Source organism: Streptomyces sp. NPDC058637 (assembly GCF_042717325.1).
Taxonomy (GTDB): domain Bacteria; phylum Actinomycetota; class Actinomycetes; order Streptomycetales; family Streptomycetaceae; genus Streptomyces.
Window position 1 is genome coordinate 31,697 of the sequence record NZ_JBHXRD010000006.1, and the last position, 16,475, is coordinate 48,171.

Annotated in this window: 13 protein-coding genes; 10 read left to right on the forward strand and 3 right to left on the reverse strand. The window is 67.1% G+C overall.

The genetic code is table 11. The features are described 5' to 3' along the window. Window positions 1-57 precede the first annotated feature (57 nt). From ACFWVP_RS07575 to ACFWVP_RS07590, 4 genes are all read left to right on the forward strand, one after another. Window positions 58-1,284: a DUF3631 domain-containing protein gene (locus tag ACFWVP_RS07575; protein WP_384494731.1), complete on the forward strand. Its 1,227-nt coding sequence runs from the start codon at window positions 58-60 to the stop codon at window positions 1,282-1,284. A 188-nt stretch (window positions 1,285-1,472) separates the two neighbouring features. Beyond that, a complete protein-coding gene (locus tag ACFWVP_RS07580) occupies window positions 1,473-2,246 on the forward strand; it encodes a DUF2637 domain-containing protein (RefSeq protein WP_384494417.1) in 774 nt (257 codons plus the stop codon). 94 nt (window positions 2,247-2,340) lie between these two features. Continuing rightward, window positions 2,341-2,994, forward strand: a complete 654-nt coding sequence (gene mobC, locus ACFWVP_RS07585) for a plasmid mobilization relaxosome protein MobC (RefSeq protein ID WP_384494418.1) — start codon at window positions 2,341-2,343, stop codon at window positions 2,992-2,994. Further along, window positions 2,991-4,691, forward strand: a complete 1,701-nt coding sequence (locus tag ACFWVP_RS07590) for a relaxase/mobilization nuclease domain-containing protein (protein WP_384494419.1) — start codon at window positions 2,991-2,993, stop codon at window positions 4,689-4,691. The genes mobC and ACFWVP_RS07590 overlap by 4 nt, the downstream gene beginning before the upstream one ends. A 35-nt stretch (window positions 4,692-4,726) precedes the next feature. Here ACFWVP_RS07590 and ACFWVP_RS07595 read toward each other — a convergent pair whose 3' ends face one another. Continuing rightward, window positions 4,727-5,569, reverse strand: a complete 843-nt coding sequence (locus ACFWVP_RS07595; RefSeq protein WP_384494421.1) for a DUF1932 domain-containing protein — start codon at window positions 5,567-5,569, stop codon at window positions 4,727-4,729. A gap of 297 nt (window positions 5,570-5,866) precedes the next feature. Here ACFWVP_RS07595 and ACFWVP_RS07600 point away from each other — a divergent pair, with 297 nt between their 5' ends. The 5 genes from ACFWVP_RS07600 (at window position 5,867) to ACFWVP_RS07620 (ending at window position 11,008) form a co-directional block, all read left to right on the forward strand. Further along, window positions 5,867-7,096 carry a helix-turn-helix domain-containing protein gene (locus ACFWVP_RS07600; protein WP_384494423.1) on the forward strand — a complete coding sequence of 410 codons (1,230 nt, stop codon included), beginning with the start codon at window positions 5,867-5,869 and terminating at the stop codon, window positions 7,094-7,096. 178 nt (window positions 7,097-7,274) lie between these two features. Next, entirely contained in the window at window positions 7,275-7,598 is a 324-nt protein-coding gene (locus ACFWVP_RS07605; RefSeq protein ID WP_244167327.1) for a hypothetical protein, read from the forward strand. Window positions 7,599-7,989: 391 nt separating this feature from the next. Then, a complete protein-coding gene (locus ACFWVP_RS07610; protein ID WP_384494425.1) occupies window positions 7,990-9,222 on the forward strand; it encodes a hypothetical protein in 1,233 nt (410 codons plus the stop codon). A gap of 107 nt (window positions 9,223-9,329) precedes the next feature. Then, on the forward strand, window positions 9,330-10,652 hold the full coding sequence (locus ACFWVP_RS07615; protein ID WP_384494426.1) for a UDP-glucose dehydrogenase family protein: 1,323 nt from the start codon (window positions 9,330-9,332) through the stop codon (window positions 10,650-10,652). A 26-nt stretch (window positions 10,653-10,678) separates the two neighbouring features. Further along, window positions 10,679-11,008 carry a MazG-like family protein gene (locus ACFWVP_RS07620; protein WP_384494427.1) on the forward strand — a complete coding sequence of 110 codons (330 nt, stop codon included), beginning with the start codon at window positions 10,679-10,681 and terminating at the stop codon, window positions 11,006-11,008. 608 nt (window positions 11,009-11,616) lie between these two features. Here the strand turns inward: ACFWVP_RS07620 and ACFWVP_RS07625 are convergent. Both ACFWVP_RS07625 and ACFWVP_RS07630 read right to left on the reverse strand, forming a co-directional pair. Further along, window positions 11,617-12,117 (reverse strand): hypothetical protein, encoded by a 501-nt coding sequence (locus ACFWVP_RS07625; protein ID WP_384494429.1) that lies wholly within the window; start codon window positions 12,115-12,117, stop codon window positions 11,617-11,619. Between the two features lie 615 nt (window positions 12,118-12,732). Beyond that, window positions 12,733-13,065, reverse strand: coding sequence for a hypothetical protein (locus ACFWVP_RS07630; protein ID WP_384494430.1), 333 nt, complete (start codon window positions 13,063-13,065; stop codon window positions 12,733-12,735). A 1,475-nt stretch (window positions 13,066-14,540) separates the two neighbouring features. On the opposite strand from ACFWVP_RS07630, the gene ACFWVP_RS07635 reads away from it, so the two are divergent. Then, window positions 14,541-16,319, forward strand: coding sequence for a hypothetical protein (locus ACFWVP_RS07635; protein ID WP_384494432.1), 1,779 nt, complete (start codon window positions 14,541-14,543; stop codon window positions 16,317-16,319). Window positions 16,320-16,475: the final 156 nt, after the last annotated feature.

Below are 16,475 nucleotides of genomic sequence, written 5' to 3' on the forward strand. Positions count from 1 at the left end.
TGCGAGGCCGGGATTGCCGTCCCATTGGCCCGCAAGCGGAGGAGCTACGTGTCCAGTATGGACGATCCCGCCCAGAGCACGCCATCCCTTCCGAACACCGCCGCCCTATGGCCGCCGGTGGCCATACCCGGCCGCCCCACCGAGCCCGTACGGCCGTCGGCGGAGGAGCCCGAACCTGCTCCGCCGTCCGAGGGTGAGGCGGTGCTCGCGGAGCTGCGGGAGCAGATTCGCCGCTACGTCGTACTGCCGAGCGGGGAGGCGTTCACGGCCGTGACCCTGTGGGTTGCGGCTACGCACTTGCAGACGGCGTGGCAGCACGCTCCGCGACTGGCCGTGGTGGGGCCGGCGAAGCGGTGCGGCAAGTCTCGGCTGCTGGACGTGATCACCGAGAGCGTCCACGATCCGCTGATCACGGTCAACGCGTCGGCCGCCGCGGTGTTCCGGTCGATCACCGCCACTCCGCCCACCCTGCTGGTCGACGAGGCCGACACGCTCTTCGGCTCTGCGAAGGTCGCGGAGAAGAACGAGGAGATGCGTGGCCTGCTCAACGCGGGGCACCAGCGCAACCGCCCCACCCTGCGGGTCTCCGGACCCAACCACGAGGTCTCAAAGTTCCCCACGTTCGCCATGGCGGCCCTCGCCGGCATCGGCGACCTGCCGGACACGATCATGGACCGGTCGATCGTGATCCGGATGCGGCGCCGCAGGCCGGGCGAGAAGGTGGCGGAGTTCCGTACTTTCCGCGACACCCCGCCCCTCCACGCGCTACGTGACCGGCTCGTCGCCTGGCTGACTCCCCTGCACGCCGAGGCGATGGAGCTGACACCGGCCATGCCGGTCGAAGACCGGGCGGCCGACACCTGGCAGCCGCTGGTGAGCGTTGCCGACCTCGCCGGCGGAGCATGGCCGGACCTCGCCCGCACCGCCTGCCAGATCATGGCCAAGCACGAAGCCGAGCACGACCAAGACCGCAGCAGCCTGGGCAGCCGCCTCCTGGCCGACATCCGCCGCGCCTTCACCACTGAAGGCAACCCGCCGGCACTCCGCACCAGCCGGCTCCTCGACATCCTCAACCAGGACGACGAAATGCCCTGGGCGGAGTACACCACCCACGGGCTGACCTCTCGGGGCCTGCAACTCCTGCTCAAGGAGTACGACATCAGCTCGGTCACCCGCCGCTTCCACGGCAACGTCCAGGCCCGAGGCTTCACCCGCCTGCAGTTCGCCGACTCCTGGGCGCGCTACTGCCCCGAGCCCACCCCCGAAACGGCGACCGGGGCCTGACCCGGCACGACCCGTCACGACCCGTCTCCGCGCAGGTCAGCGCGGTGACGAGTCGCGGTCCGGTGACGAGTCGACTCGTCACTACCGCCGCACTCGTACCGGCCCTGACCAGGCACGCGACGAGTCGTGACGGGTCCCCCGCCCTCAGGGCCACCTCAGCCGCACCCCGCACTCTGGAGCATTTCCCTTTGTCCTCCCCCGCCATCACCGCGGCACCGTCTGCCCCGCTGCCACTGGCCACCGCGATCCGCACGGGCGTGTCGCTGCTGGCCGTGGCCGCCTTCGCACTCTCCTACGACGCGCTGCGTCAGATGGCCGCCGCCAGCCACATCCACCCGGCGCTCACCTACGCCTTCCCCCTCGTCATCGACGGGTTCATCGCCATCGGGATCGGCGCCCTGCTCATCCTGCGGACCGCACCCCTGTCCGCCCGCCTCTACGTCTCCGCCTTGGTCGGCGTCGCCACCGCCACAAGCATCTGGGCCAACGTCCTGCACGCCGTCCGCCTCAACCAGCAGACCCGCCACACCAACCTCGCCCTCGACAACATCACCGTCGGAGTCATCTCCGCCATCGCCCCACTCGCCCTGGCCGGAGCCGTCCACTTCTACCTCCTCGTCGCCCGACGCCCCACAGCCACCGACCGCCGCAACAGCGACGACCGCCACGAACCCGGCGCGGAACACACCATCGGTGAACTCGCGCCGCCACACACCACGGACACGGACACGGATGTGCCGCAGCAGCCCGGTAAGCCGGGAGGCAAGCAGTCGAGCGTTTCCCTGGAGCAGGCAGTGGCCATCGGCCGCACGGCTCCCCTCGGACGAGGCAACGGCGTTTCACGCCGCAACGTCGAGAAAGCGATCCGGGACAACGGATTCGGCATGTCACGCGCCCGCCTGGACAAGGTCAAGGACCTGCTGCAGGCCGAACTCGACGCCATCACCACAAGCACCGACTGAACCTCGCACCCCACACCACCCCAGCCCGTTCCTCCCATGAACCAGCACCGGAGGAACGGGCCCTCTCCCTCCACCACCGCTTGCAGGAGCCCTCATGCACAGGCCCGTCCGCGAGCCCTCGTCGGCGCAGCAGCAGACCACCTCCACCCCGGCATCAGGCGGAGCAAGGTATGGCATTGGACCGTCCACGGGCCGGTCCAACGCAGATGCCTCCGCCCCGGGGGTGGCGGAGGAGCTCGGGCGCCAGGGGGCGCTCGACCGGAACAAGCCCGTCGACACCACCACCCGCACCGTGCTGCCGCAGCGTGCCGCCGAAGCCGCCGCACTGCACCGAGTCGCCCGCCGCCGTCAGCGCAAAGAGACCCAGCGCAAGGAACGCGTGGACGTCCGCTACAGCACCGACGAGAAAACAGCGATCCTCACCGTGGCCCGCTCGCTGAACATCGCCGCCGCCCACTACGTCGGCGCCGTCGTCATGGCCCACATACAGGGAGACCTCACGCTGCCTGGTCAGCGCACTCAGCTCGACGACTACATCGACGAACTCGCAGCCCTCCGAGGTGAAGTCGCCAAGATCGGCCACAACGTCAACCAGATCGCCAAGAAGCTCAACTCCGGCGACCGTCCACACCCTGGGGACACCGCACTCCTCGACCATGCGGAACGCGTCCTCAGCACGGCCAGCACAGCCGTCCGCCACATCGCAGCAGCCACCAATCAGGTTGCCGCCACAAAGGGGCCACGGTGATCGCGAAGATCAGCAGCGGCAAGAGCACAGCCGGCCTCATCCGCTACCTCTACGGCCCCGGCCGGGCCAACGAGCACACCGACCCGCACCTCGTCGCCTCCTGGGACGGCTTCGCACCCGACCCCGGCCGCACCGACGACACCGCCGCCACGAAGAAGCTCCTCGTGGCCGACCTCGACCTACGCGCCCAGCAGGCCAGGCGACTCGGCCGGGCCCCGAAGCAGCACGTGTGGCACTGCTCCGTCCGCGCCGCACCCGGCGACCGCATCCTCGACGACGCCGAATGGGCGGACATCGCCCGCCGTGTCGTCACAGCGACCGGCATCGCACCGACAGACGATCCGGACGGCTGCCGGTGGGTCGCCGTCCGGCATGCCGACGACCACATCCACATCGCTGCCACCAAGATCCGAGGCGACCTGCGCACCGCACGCCACTGGAACGACTACCTCACCGCCGACCGCGAACTCGCAGCCATCGAGAAGGAATACGGCCTCTTCCAAGTCGTACGCGGAGACCGCACCGCCGCGAAACGGCCCACCCGCGCCGAGCAGGAGAAGGCCCACCGGGCCGGCCACGACAAGCCCGCCCGCGCACGCCTGCGCACCCTTGTCCGCACAGCAGCGGCTGCCGCCACCAACACCGAGGAGTTCCTCGCTCTACTCACCCGCACCAACGGCGTCCTCGTCGAGGTCCTGCACTTCCCCTCCGGAGAACCCCGCGGCTACAAAGTCGCCCTGGAACACGACACGAACACCGAAGGAAAACCGGTGTGGTTCTCCGGCTCGACGCTGTCACCGGACCTCTCCCTCCCCAAGATCCAGAGCCGTCTCACCGCAGCAGACATCCCTGCCGGCAATCCCAACGGGCATCTACGGCCGTACCCGTGGCACCAAGCCACCGCAGCCACGGAGCGCATCCCTCACCACCTCGGCCGACCGGACACCGAAGCCGCCCAGGCCCACCTGGCCGCCCTCGGCGAAGCACTCGACGCCGTGGCCCTCACCGCACCACCGGACATCCGTAGTGAACTTCGGGCGGCAGCCTCTGCCTTCGAACGGGCGACCCGTTCACGTATTCATGCCGAACACCACCACGCCCGTGCCCTGCGCGGGGCAGTGAAATCTATGCTCCGCGAGCCATCACCCAAGGACGGAGCTCTCCTGGCGATGTTCCTCGATGCCGCGCTCTTGGCCGTCATCGCCGCCGCCCGCTGGCACGACCAACAACAGCACAACCAGCAGGCCGCAGCCGCCCACCAGACTCTGCTCCACCTCCAGGCCGCCTACGAACGAACCTCATCCGGGCACCTGCTCGCCTCCGGCCAGCACCGACCGCCTCAGAAGGTCGCAGTCCGGTACGCCCAGCTCATCCGCCAGACCACCCCCGCACACGCTGACCAAATCCTCACCGACCCCGCCACCGATGCGCTGACTACCGCCTTGGCCGCCGCGGAGACCGCAGGCCACGATCCCGGACGCCTGTTGCAGCAGGCGTCAGACGAACGCGCCCTCGACGACGCCCGCTCCCCAGCACGCACACTGGCCTGGCGCGTACAACGGCTCTCGCAGAGGCCCGCTCCAAGCCGGCAAGCTCAGGCGGCACAGGCACGCAGCAGCGTCCTGCGCCCCGTAACCCACCCGCAGCCTGCGGCACCGGCCACACCCACCGCTACCTCTCGGCCTCGGCGGAGGTGATCAACCCTGGGTGGGCACCCTCAGCAGCAGCGGGGTCAAGTCGTTCTTCCTGACCGGAGCTGAGAGAGGACCTGCGCGACCGGCAATTCGTACTGGTCCTTGTCCTGCTCCCAGAACGAAAGGGTCCGAGCCGTAGCCTCGGCCATGTCCGCGGGCAGGTCGGCCGCCCGGAGAGTATCGGCGACCTCTGCCATCTCGGGCGCCCAGCGCCAGGCTCGGGCAGCCACGCTCGGCAGGTACTCCGGATCGGAGAGGATCGCAGAGACCATGATCTCGGCTTCAGCTGTGAGCTGGTCGCCGACTCCATGAGCGCGTGCGAGCGCGTGGGAGACCGCTGCGAGAGTACGAGCGGCTTTCTGATAACTGGCGAAGGCCATCTTCAGGGCGGAAGCGGAACCGATGGCCTCGCCTGCCCGGCGTACATGCAGCGAGGACTTCGCAAACAGCGGCTCCACCAGGTCGACGGCGGGGCCGGCCCCAGCGAGATAGAGCCGTGCCGTACGCCCTTCACATGGCGGCGGACCGAAGACGGCGCCGTCGACGACGTCGAAGCCGGGACGGATCTCGTCGGCGATGCGCCGCATGCGCTGGGGACTGATGGCATTGACATCGACGTATACCCCCGCGAAGGCGTGCGCAGCCACGGCCGCTGCCACGTCCTCCGCCGCCTGCGGTGGGCAGACCGAGAGAACCACCGCGCTACGGGACAGCGCTTCCGCGAGCGAGTCGCAAGGTGTGGCGCGGGCCTCCCTCGCTCGGCGCCACGTGTTCTCGCTGCGCTCCTTGGGTACCCACAGCACCTCATGGCCGCTAGCGACTAACTCAGCGATGACCGCCGCGCCCATGGATCCCGGGTGCAAGACGGTCACGACGGTCACTGGATGCCTCCTGCGAAATGCGACGTGGTGTGTTCCTCATCAACATGATCCGCTGTCGTGGAGCAGTAACGGCGTAGGACTGGGCACCTGGCTCGGACAGGCCGGCCGCCGATAGGGCACAAGTCCCCTTGCCTCGTGTCGGCACTTCACGGCGAAGCAGGGGGCGCGGCTGTGGCGTGCCTGTCCCGACAGCGGGACTCACGCGCAAGCCGCGTCATGGGTACCGTGCTGGAGACGAACTCTGTACGGACAGACCGGCGATCGCACCGGATCGTCCGGCGGCCGGGAGGTGTCCTGATGCTGGAGGAAGCCGAGGAGATCGGCAAGCGCGTCCGCAGGGCGAGGCTGCGGTTGGGTATGCCGCAGGCCGACCTGGCGACGGCCCTGGGGAAGTCGCAGGGCTGGGTCTCGAAGATGGAACGTGGCCTGATCGAGCTGGACCGGGTCGGGCTGCTCAACCAGGTGGCCGCAGAGCTGCACGTCCATCCGAACGACCTGATCGGGCGGCCATACAGCAGCTCCCCCGACGACAACCAGTGGCAGGTTGCCGCCTCGTCGATCCTGCGCGAGCTGCGCCGCTACGACCTCGTCCCCGTCTTCGACGGCGCACCGCGGCCCGCATCACAGCTGTGGCGTGAGGTAACCCGGCTGCACCGCTTGCGGGACACCGCTTCCAACGTGGCGATTCTCCGGGTTCTCCCGGACCTGTTCCGCGAGGCGCGCGCCCTGGCTGAGGAGTCGGAGGGGCACGAGCGGGAGGAGGCGTATGCCATCTACGCCGTGTGCTGCAAGTTCGCACACACCGCCGCCCACTCCCTCGGACACCCCGAACTGGTCGCCATGGCCTGCGAACGCGCCGCATGGTCAGCCAGGTTGTCGGGAGATCCGGTGCTGCCCGCCGTCGCCGACTGGATGAGGGTCTGGGACATGTGGGCGACGGCTGACTGGGCCGACGCTCTGACGCTCTCGGACAAGGCGATCACCTCGGTGGCGCAGGAGTACGACCGTGGCGAGCCGCTGGCCGTGCGGGCCTGGGGCACGCTGCAGCTACGGGCTGCGGTCTCTGCCGCCCGAGCCGGCCGCGCCTCGGAGGCTGAGGACCGGATCGGACACGCGAAGGACGCTGCCGAACGCATGGACGCGTACGTCGGAGCACCTGTGTACGACCGGCATTCGCTGACGTTCTCCGCCGGGAACGTGCAGATCCACGCGATCAGCGTGGCTCTGGAAATGGGCGAGCAGGGCAAGGCACTGGAGATAAACCGCCGTACCAGCCCAGTACTGGTCGGGTCACTGCCCAACTCCCGGCAGGGTCACCACCACATGGACGTCGCGCGCGCCTGGCTGTGGGACGGGAACCGGGGAAAGGCCCTGACCGAGTTGGAGACGGCTGAGCGGATCGCGCCCCAGCTCGTACGGAACCACCCCATCGCCCGTTCGACGCTTCGCAGCATCGTCTACGCGGAACGAGCAGCCACGCGGGAGAAGCTGCGGCGCATGTCCGACCGCTTTCACCTGGACGGATAGGGGTCGTATTCCTCCGGCTCATATTCGAGGGTTGCCCTGTCCCTAACTTCAGGGCATGACGCAACGACGTTCTCCCCACCTTCCCTCGCAGGGATCCGAGTTAGGTACCGCAGCTCCCTTCGTTCCCCGGCTTGGCGACCTCGCCACCGACAGCGCCCGCCAGGACCGTGTGGGGGTCGTGGTCGCTCTTCCTGGTGAGGGCTCCGCCACGACCTACCACCTGCGCCCGCCCGGGGGCGGGACCCAGTGGTCCGCGCCCGCCGACGGGACGACGCTCAGACCCGTGCCGGTCAAGGCCACCCACGCCACGCTGCTGGCCGGCCGGGACGCGGTCTACGACCCGAGGGCCCGGCAAGGTTCGGTTCCCGTCGAGTTCCACTTCGATGACGGCTCGACCCTCAATGGCGCCCTCATCCTCACCACGGCCGAGCTGGAGCGGTTGTACGCGCAGACCAGCCGCCTCTTGGATGCACACGAACGCGCCCTCGGCGGTACCTCGTGACCGGGGCGCGGCGCCGCCATGCCCGAATCGCCACGTCCAGAACCGCACGGGCCGACCACGGAGGGCGAATCGCGCTCACGTTTCTGGCCGTCGCCGGCCTGGTCGGCCCGACCTGGGCACTGCGTGAGCACGCCGGCCCGTTGCTTGAAGGAGCTGGCCATCGGCCCACCGCCGTCGCACCGGACGCGAGCCTGCCCTCCGACCGCTGAGGCCGCTCCCGATACCGACGCCGTCTGCCCGCGCTCGACCGCCGGAGCCTCCCACGCTGCTCTCTCGTCGAGCGGCGCTGAAGAACCGCCCCGCTCAGCGCGGCTTCGGCTGCCCGGGGCGGGACGGCCTGCACCTCGTCAGCCATGTGGAACATCCACGCGTGATTCCCCAGGGAGGGATCATGGACATCCCGTACATCGTCATCGACCAGCTCGTCCCCGACCAGCAGCAGGTCTGGAAGACGTACTTCGGCGACGCCGACCGCCCCCGCTACATCGAGGAAGGCATCTGGCGCCGCACCCAGGAGAAGGCCACCGCCGGCCAGTCCGGCTGGGCGGCCTCCGACGACGCACGGCGGCGGATCATCCACTACCGCTACCGGTACGGCCTGGTGCCCACCACGGCTGCGCCGGCCATCGGCTTGACCGACCTGTACCTCTATCACTCCGCGTCCGCCCCGGCCGACGAGGTCGCCGCGCACCATGACGCCCTGTGGGATTCGCTCGCCGCTGGCGGCTGGAAGGAGGCTCCTGGTGGATTCTTATGGACCCGACGGGATCTGAAGTGCCGGATCACCGAGCACGACGTCCACCCCCAGGACGCCTCTGCGGGCCGCACCCTCCCAGCCGGCTACCGGAGCCTGGACGTGCAGATCGCCTCGGTGTCCTACGCACCGCCGCCCGCTGTCCGGCAACTGCCCTGGAACGTGCTCTCCACCGGAATCCGGTTCAAAGACCGCCCCGGCATCCCGACCCGCGTGCCTGACCTGTCCGTCCTCGCAGACCTGCGGCCGTTCCAGGTGGAGATCGGATGCGGTACGTCGGTCGAGGCGGGCATCCCGCCCCTGCACCGGCTCCACGAGATCTACCGGGTCACCGACCGCCAGGGCCACGAGCCGCGGGAGCACCGCTTCACCCTCTCCCCGACAGCGGACACACTCCTCCATGAGGTGCTGACGGAGCCGGAGGAGAAGACTGCGGAATTCGTGGAGATGTTCCGTGCCTGCTTCCTGGCTGAGCCGACCCCAGCCATGTGGGCACTGAAGGAACTGAAGAACGCTGGGCACCTCGTCGGTCCGGTCATCACCAACAACTTCGACGTGCTCGCCGCGCGGGCCGGGCTCGACGAGTGCTTTATGCGCCGCTACGACCAGGCCGTACCCGACGTCGAGTGGGTCGACGGCGCCAAGGCCCTCCTCGTCGTCGGCCTTCACGCCGACCGACGCAAGGTCCAGGCTCGTGCCCGCGCTCGCGGGATGCAGGTCGTCTACCTGGACCCGGAGGGCTTCTGGCACGACGGCCAGTTCATGCCGTACCCGCTGGAGGGGCCCCAGGACGGTGACTTGGTGTGCCGGGCAACCGCCGCTGAGGCGTTGCCCGCACTGGTCAATCTCCTGAAGCAGCACGCTGGTTGATTTACCTGCACGAAGAGGGCCGCCCCGGGTGGTGACGCTAGCGTGACGCACCCGGCCGGCCCGGACTCACCGGGCGGGCGAGAGGCAAGGAAAGGAGCGTCGGCCCCATGCGCGTATCCGTCATCGGCTGCGGTCACCTGGGCATCCCCCACGCCGCTGCCATGGCCGAGATCGGCCACGAGGTCATCGGCGTAGACCTGGACCAGGCGAAGATCGACCGCCTCAACGCCGGCGAGTGCCCCATCTACGAGGACGGCCTGCCCGAACTCCTCACCACCCACACCGCCACCGGACGACTGCGGTTCACCACCAGCCTCGAAGAGGCGGCCGAGTTCGCGGACGTCCACTTCCTCGCCGTGGGCACGCCGATCGACGCGGACGGACGCAGCTACGACACCGGCCAGGTCTTCGGCGCCGCCCGCGCCCTCGCCCCGCACCTGTCTCGCCCGACGGTGATCATCGGCAAGTCCACCGTCACCGTCGGTACCTCACGCGACCTCGGCGCACTCCTCGCGCGTCTCTCCCCGGCCGGTGAGGACGTGGAGGTCGTCTGGAACCCGGAGTTCCTCCGCGAGGGCCACGCCATCGACGACACCTTGCGACCCGACCGGATCGTCGTCGGGGTCCCCTCGGCCCGCGCAGAGGACGCCGTACGCCAGGTCTACGCACCTCTCCTGGCGAACGGGATCCCGCTGTTCGTCACCGACCCCGCCACCGCCGAACTCATCAAGGGCGCCGCCAACGCCTACCTCGGCATGAAGATCTCGTTCATCAACGGCGTCGCCGACATGTGTACCGCCGCCGGAGCCGACGTCCAGCAGCTCACCGAAGCCATCGGCCTCGACCCCCGTATCGGCCGCGGCGGCCTCAACGCCGGACCCGGCTACGGCGGCGGCTGCCTCCCCAAGGACGTCCGCGCCTTCACAGCCTCAGCCAGCACCCTCGGAGCCACCGAGGCAGCGACCCTAGTGCGGGCGGCAGAGCAGGTCAACGAATCCCGCCCCACCGCTGCGCTGAAGCTCATCGAGCAGACTCTCGGCCGCTCCGTCGACGGCGTACGCGTCACCGTCTGGGGCGCCTCCTTCAAGGCAGGCACCGACGACGTCCGTGAATCTCCGGCCCTCGCGGTCGCCGCCCTCATGCACCAGCGTGGCGCGACCGTCACCGTCCACGACCCGCACGCCGTGCCCACGGCACTGCGCCGGCACCCGGAGCTCGACTACGCCGAAGCCCTCGACGACTCCGTCCAAGGCACCCAACTGATCGTCCTGGCCACCGAGTGGCCCCACTTCCGAGAGGCCGACCCCAAGGCCCTCGCCCCACTGGTCGCGGACCAGGTCCTCGTCGACCTCCGCAACCTCATCGACGCCGACGCCTGGCGCATGGCCGGATGGACCGTACGCCAGCTCGGACGACCTGCACAGGAATAACCGAACCCATTGATCGGAGGTCCGACGTGGACACCCTGTGGGACAACATCGAGAAGCTCTCCGCAGTCTGCCGAGCGGCTGGCGCCCACCTACCCGACGAGGAGCTCAAGAGCCTCCAGGTCGGCAAGGTCGCCGAGGAGGCCGGCGAGGCCATGCACGCCCTCCACGGCCTGAAGGGCCTCACCACCTGCGGCGACGCCCACACCTGGTCCGAGGTCCAGAACGACCTGGTCGGCGCCGTCATCGCCGCCCTCCTGGCAATGCACTACATCGATCCCACGGGTGCCCGCGCCACCTTCGACGAGATCCTCCACCGCCGGACGCGAAGGGGCCGGGAGGCCGCCACATCTGCCTGACAATCTCCGGACCCGCCGTCGGCCGCTCCCACCAGGTGCGGTCGGCGGCCATGTTCGGGCACGACCCACGCAGTGCCCGACTTCAGCGTGGTAGATCTTTCCCTACTTCATCAAGGCGTCTCGCTCCGCTCGCCGCGCGCTCCCCGGCGTCACCGCCGGGGACGACGCTCCTGTCTCCGCCCCGCTCCGTCCCCGGCTACGCCAGTCGCGCGGCTGGAGCGAGGCGTCTTGTCCGAAGTGAGAACGGCCGGCACGGGGCTGGGGCGGTCGGCTCCGCGGCTTTAGGCAGCCACCATGGGGGCGAGCCTCGAAGATCGGGGCCCACATCGGGCTTTAGCGGGCGGGTCCGCAGACTGCCCGAGTCGCGGCAAGCTTACGGGCCCCGATCTCTCGCCCCATGGCAGCTCCCGCCCAAAGCCGCTACACCGACCTCGGGAGGGGCCCTCAGCCAAGCAAATTACTCGCTCCCTGTAGACCCGCCTTAGAAATTGCCGTCGCTCCTGCGATTGAATCATGGCTCCGGATATGCGAACGACCCCGAACCAGTAGAGCTGGCCGGGGTCGGTTATTACGCGACGTTTTGTCACGAACGCTTGGGCGCGGATTGTCTACGTACCGAACCCTTCACCTTCGAGTGATTGCTCCCCGTCTGCTTCTTCCACAACAGAACCCTTGAAACGGAGCACCTCAAGAGTGAGTGCAGGCAGTCCCATGCGAATGGACATCTGTTGCATGAACTCTCTAGCGTAGGGCCGCATGACCAATCTGCCGGTTGAGTTGGCAAATTCATTCAAGACGTCTGGTCCGGGATCGTTCTCGAAATCTACGGCAAATGCCGCAACGAAAGACGCCTTAATTTTGGCAACCAGTTCTTCGTTCTGGTTCTTCATCTCCGCTACATAGTCATCCTTGCAGACAACCAACCCCCCGGCGTTGGGTGGATGCGAATGCGGAGAAAAGCTTGCCGTTGAGTCAATCGATAGCTCGACGGGCCCCGGCTTGTGATTTAGGGCGGGGCCCCTGGTCACCATGGCGTCACCAAGGAGAACTTCGAGAAGGGAGGCGGAGTCGCTGATGAGGACCGTTTGCTCTATTTTCGCTGCACTCATCCGCGAGTCCCTGCGCTCTCATCGACACCGCGAGAATCGCTCGACCTCGACCGGCTAGAACGCTGAGCCCTCCGAGATGAAGCAGACATTCGCCATCCTTCGCGCAAGGAATTCTCCGGCATGCCAGCGTCGAGAATGTGCCACACCGGGTTTTCCCTGTTGGCGTGGCTCTGTGCGGCGCTCGCCGCAGCCGGTTCGTCGTGGGGGAGGACAAGCAACAGCGCCTGAGCCACGACGTTCCCGTCAGTTACATTGCATCGCGAGACCGAGACCGTCACCGACTTTTCTCGCGGTATCGCAGAGTTACCTGTCGGCTCCCGACGCTGTCGGCGTCGCGGCTGGGCTACAGGTGGAACAGAAGCGTCGATCGGCGTCACCTCAATCCGGGCCTGATAACCCATCGCCCGGAGATAGCGCCCTAGCGTTGCAATGCGCACGTTTCCTTCCGCGTTCAGCACTTGGGAAACTGCGCCCTCGGTGACTCCGAGGAGCTTGGCGATCTCACGAGCCGTCTTACCACTTGCACTAAGGCTGCTGTCGAGTGCCCTAGCGACCGACTGAGCCAGTCGCGCGGCCGAGAGTTCTTGCGCACCCCGGGGGAAGCTCTGGTACTGATCAATCAGACTTTTCTCGTTGCTTGTCATGTTGTACATCCTCCTCTCGAATTCTCAACGCTGTCTCAATTTCCTCTGGTGGGGCTAGCTGGTCCTCCTTCGCCCAACCATTTGTCAATCGCAAAACCGCATCCATGTGCGGATACCACCAGAAATCATCTGCCCCTTCGGGGTCAACGATCTGGCGGTCCCTGATGCGACGCTTTGCCGCGAAGGTGCCGTCGCCTGGTGTGTCAAAGTAAGCGAGCCGGTGATGATGGTGCCTGAATTCCCAGATTCCGTCTCGGAGGCTATTGATGTCCGAGCGGTTCAATGGGATTCCGTGCTGACCCACGTATTCGATCTTGGCGAAAATTTTCGCCGCATTGTGGATCTGGTCATCGTCTGGAGGTCGTGTGAAATACGGATCATCTGCCCAGTCTCCCCTGCTGAGGCGATCCCAGAATGCGACTGCGGGAGACGACCTGTCCGTCCGTATGGCGCACTCTACGCGATCATGACATGACTCACCGTTACCTCTCCAGACTACCCTGCGGACTACTTTAGTAAACACTAAGGGCACCCCCCCTGCAGTGCGAACGAGCGTGATCCTTGTTGCGGTTTGGTGTCCCCGCAGGCCGCGACGCTAGCGGCGGTCAACCCCGTCACCCGTTTTGACGAAGGGGGGCGGCCTGATTGGACATTCTGCACCCCGGTCGGCGGTGCTTGCGGAGTACCACCTCGCACCCCTGCGCATAGATCGCCACCTCGTGCCGTGGTCGAGATCTTGAATGCTAGTAGTCGGGGCCTTCCTCTGAGTAGTGGTTGGACAATCAACTTCAGACATTCCCAAAGGGTCAGCAGCGGCAATCACGCACGTAGGCCTTACTTTCGATCACGCGTTCGGGATCCAGGCGATGCGTACCAGGTGCCCCGCCGGCCTGACGCTCAGAGGCAGGCGGGGCGCCCGCCTGCGTACCGATGGCCATACCGCGGTGGGATCTGACATCTACAGCCGACATCAGCGGCAGCGGACCACGGTGGTCATGCACGTCGCTGCGCGACATGGGCAGCCATGAGGGCGCTGGCGGCAGAGGCTGACTGATCGAACTTACAAGGCAGGTGTCGGCGTGCCAGATCCATGCCAGATCAAGCGGTCAGCCACGGTCAACTGGAGCGCGGCGGGGCAGGTGCTGTGCTGACAAGCCCGGCACCTCAGACGTCGGGTGACCAGCGAGGACGTCTCAGCACCCGGCGCCAGGCTTGCAAGGCAGCTTCCCTCGGACACGTCAGGCTGGATGCCAGGCGCCCATGGTGAGCCGACCGACGAGTGAGCCGGGAATCCTGTTCACCCGCATAGGCCGTGCGATCGCCGATCACCTGATGAGCAGTGTTCAGTCCGGGGACGCGAAGGTCGGCTCGATGCACGCTATGACCCCTGTGATTCCCGTCAGCATTTTCTCCAGAGATTGCTCCATAGCCGCCACGATGAACGTAACGTGCACGACCATGGAAGACCTCATACGCCCCCGGGCATGGGCGGAACGATCAACAGGTATGCCAGTGCTGCCAGGCGCAAGGTCGACCTGGCTCGTCACTCTTCACACGCTGATCGAGGAGCTGTCTGCCAACAGAGAGCCGGCCTCAAGCGATCACGCGTCACTGCCTCGGGCCGGTGGACTGAACGGGTATCAGCTTCAGCGGCTCGTCCGCGCCGGACTGCTCTCTCGCGACGGATCGACGGTTATGCCCAGTGCCGCTGCTGCCGCCTGGCATCAAAGTGGCGACCCAGCCGTGCTCGTGGAAGCGCTCCACTGCAACGTCAGGTTCGTGGGCGAAGCCATGGGCGCCTTGTCCTCCGGGCCTCGTACACATGATCAGTTGCTGGAGCTGGCCCGCGACGACTTCGACCTGCAGTGGGACACCGCGGCCCCTGTGCGCGACCGCACAGGTTGGCTCGCTGTCACAGGAATGGTTGACCTCTTCGACCGTCAGGTTCACCTGACGGAGACAGGCCGACGCGTCCTTGCGGCCATGGAGCTGGGCAAGCCCGATCCCGACGAGACCGACACCGTCGTGCAGCTCGGCCCCACACCCAAAGCCATCGCCAGGCTTGTCGAACAGCTCGACCAAACCGGCCTCAAGGAGAGGGCGGACGGCGCGAATCTCTATATTCCGGGAGTCGCCGCTAACGGCGGGGTCCTGGATGCACTGCAGGTGCTCACCGAGGAGGCCATTCCCTCGATCAGTGACGCGGACTTCGTGCGATCCGTGCAGAGCACGTTCCCCAAGGCCCAAACTGTGGCCACGGCACGAACGGCCAAGGATACTCTGAAGGCACTCGGACTGATTCAGCGGACGTCATCCGAGAGCTGGACCGCCACGCCCGCTGCCCTTGCTTGGGTCGAGTCTGGTGAACCGCTGGACCTCGCACGCATTGTTCACGCCTCGATCGCATTCTTCGGCGAGGTGCTGGGCGAGCTTGACCAGACGCTTCGACCCACGACCGGCACGATTACGGAACGCAGTTCGCTTTACCTCCCCAACCGCGGGAAGCCTCTGTCCCGCAGCGCGGTCAATACCCGTCTGAACCTGCTGGATGCCTGTGGGCTCGTCACCCGGCTCTCGCAGACCACTTACCGTACGACGGCTCTCGGACGAGCGTTCAAGGAGTCGCTGCCCGGCTTCCAGCCGGACAACTCTGCGGATTACGCACTGTCCGACGGAGCCACCGAAAACCACCACCGCGACAGCCCTACCGGCATCAATCACCAAACCAGTTTCCTGGGCTCGCACATCGCAGCGGAGCTGGAGGATGCTGCACGGGACAGCGCTAACCCCAAGCGCTTGGAGAAGGCCGCCGTCGTCGCGCTGGGCTACCTGGGCATGCCAGGTCAGCACGTGGGCGGCCCTGGAGCGGTGGACGGCCATGTGCGATTCGGTGTCGGTACGGACTCGCGGATCCTGGCTATCGAAGCGAAGACTTCGGCCACTGGTCCGGTCAGGGGCCAGCCGTTGTTCGGGTTGTCGGAACACCGAGCGAGGGTCGGGGCTCATGTTCACCTTCTCATCGGGCCAGGCTTTGAACGTCGCATGCTCAAGGAAGCCGACGACGATCCCGCCATCGCCGTGATCGACACCGGGCTGCTGGCCGAAGTCGTCCGTCATCAGGAGCAGACGCCGCTCACCCTGATCCAACTGGCGCCCCTCGTTGACCCAGCCCTGAAGGCAGCTCAGCGCGGCGACGCCTTGCGCGGGTACTGGGAGGCCCAGGACATGCGCAGCCGACTCGAGTACGCGCTGGTCGACATCTTGAATGCGGAAGCACAGGACCCACTGGAAGAGGGTGGTTGGCTCGATCTCACGTCGATTCGACGCGAGCTTCGGACCCGTGAGTACCGTGTCGACGAGGGTACGGTCGTGGAAGCCCTCGACTTCCTGGCTTCTTCCCGAATCGGCGTACTTCAACGCCTTGAGCAGCGTTACCGCTGCACGGCCAGCGTCCACACAGCAGGACAGCGCATCAGGGCCCTCGGATCCCAGTGGGTAGCAGCGACAGAACTCCATCGGCAAGCACGCTCAGGAGACGAGGTACCCGTGCATAGCTGACCTCTCGAGCAAATTGGGTCGCGGAGCACTGCCCCGAGAGCCTGGGTCCCTCGAAGAGTCCTAGTTACCAAATCACCATGCGCACGAACCGCAGTACACACCTGGCAGGGCGGGTCCGGCGCCCTGCCAGACCCCAAAACGCCCATGCCCGGTCGA

Coding starts and splice junctions, on each gene's coding strand:
- ACFWVP_RS07575 (WP_384494731.1), top strand. CDS start 58: ATGGACGATCCCGCCCAGAGCACGCCATCCCTTCCGAACACCGCCGCC.
- mobC (WP_384494418.1), top strand. CDS start 2,341: ATGCACAGGCCCGTCCGCGAGCCCTCGTCGGCGCAGCAGCAGACCACC.
- ACFWVP_RS07600 (WP_384494423.1), top strand. CDS start 5,867: ATGCTGGAGGAAGCCGAGGAGATCGGCAAGCGCGTCCGCAGGGCGAGG.
- ACFWVP_RS07610 (WP_384494425.1), top strand. CDS start 7,990: ATGGACATCCCGTACATCGTCATCGACCAGCTCGTCCCCGACCAGCAG.
- ACFWVP_RS07615 (WP_384494426.1), top strand. CDS start 9,330: ATGCGCGTATCCGTCATCGGCTGCGGTCACCTGGGCATCCCCCACGCC.
- ACFWVP_RS07625 (WP_384494429.1), bottom strand. CDS start 12,117: ATGAGTGCAGCGAAAATAGAGCAAACGGTCCTCATCAGCGACTCCGCC.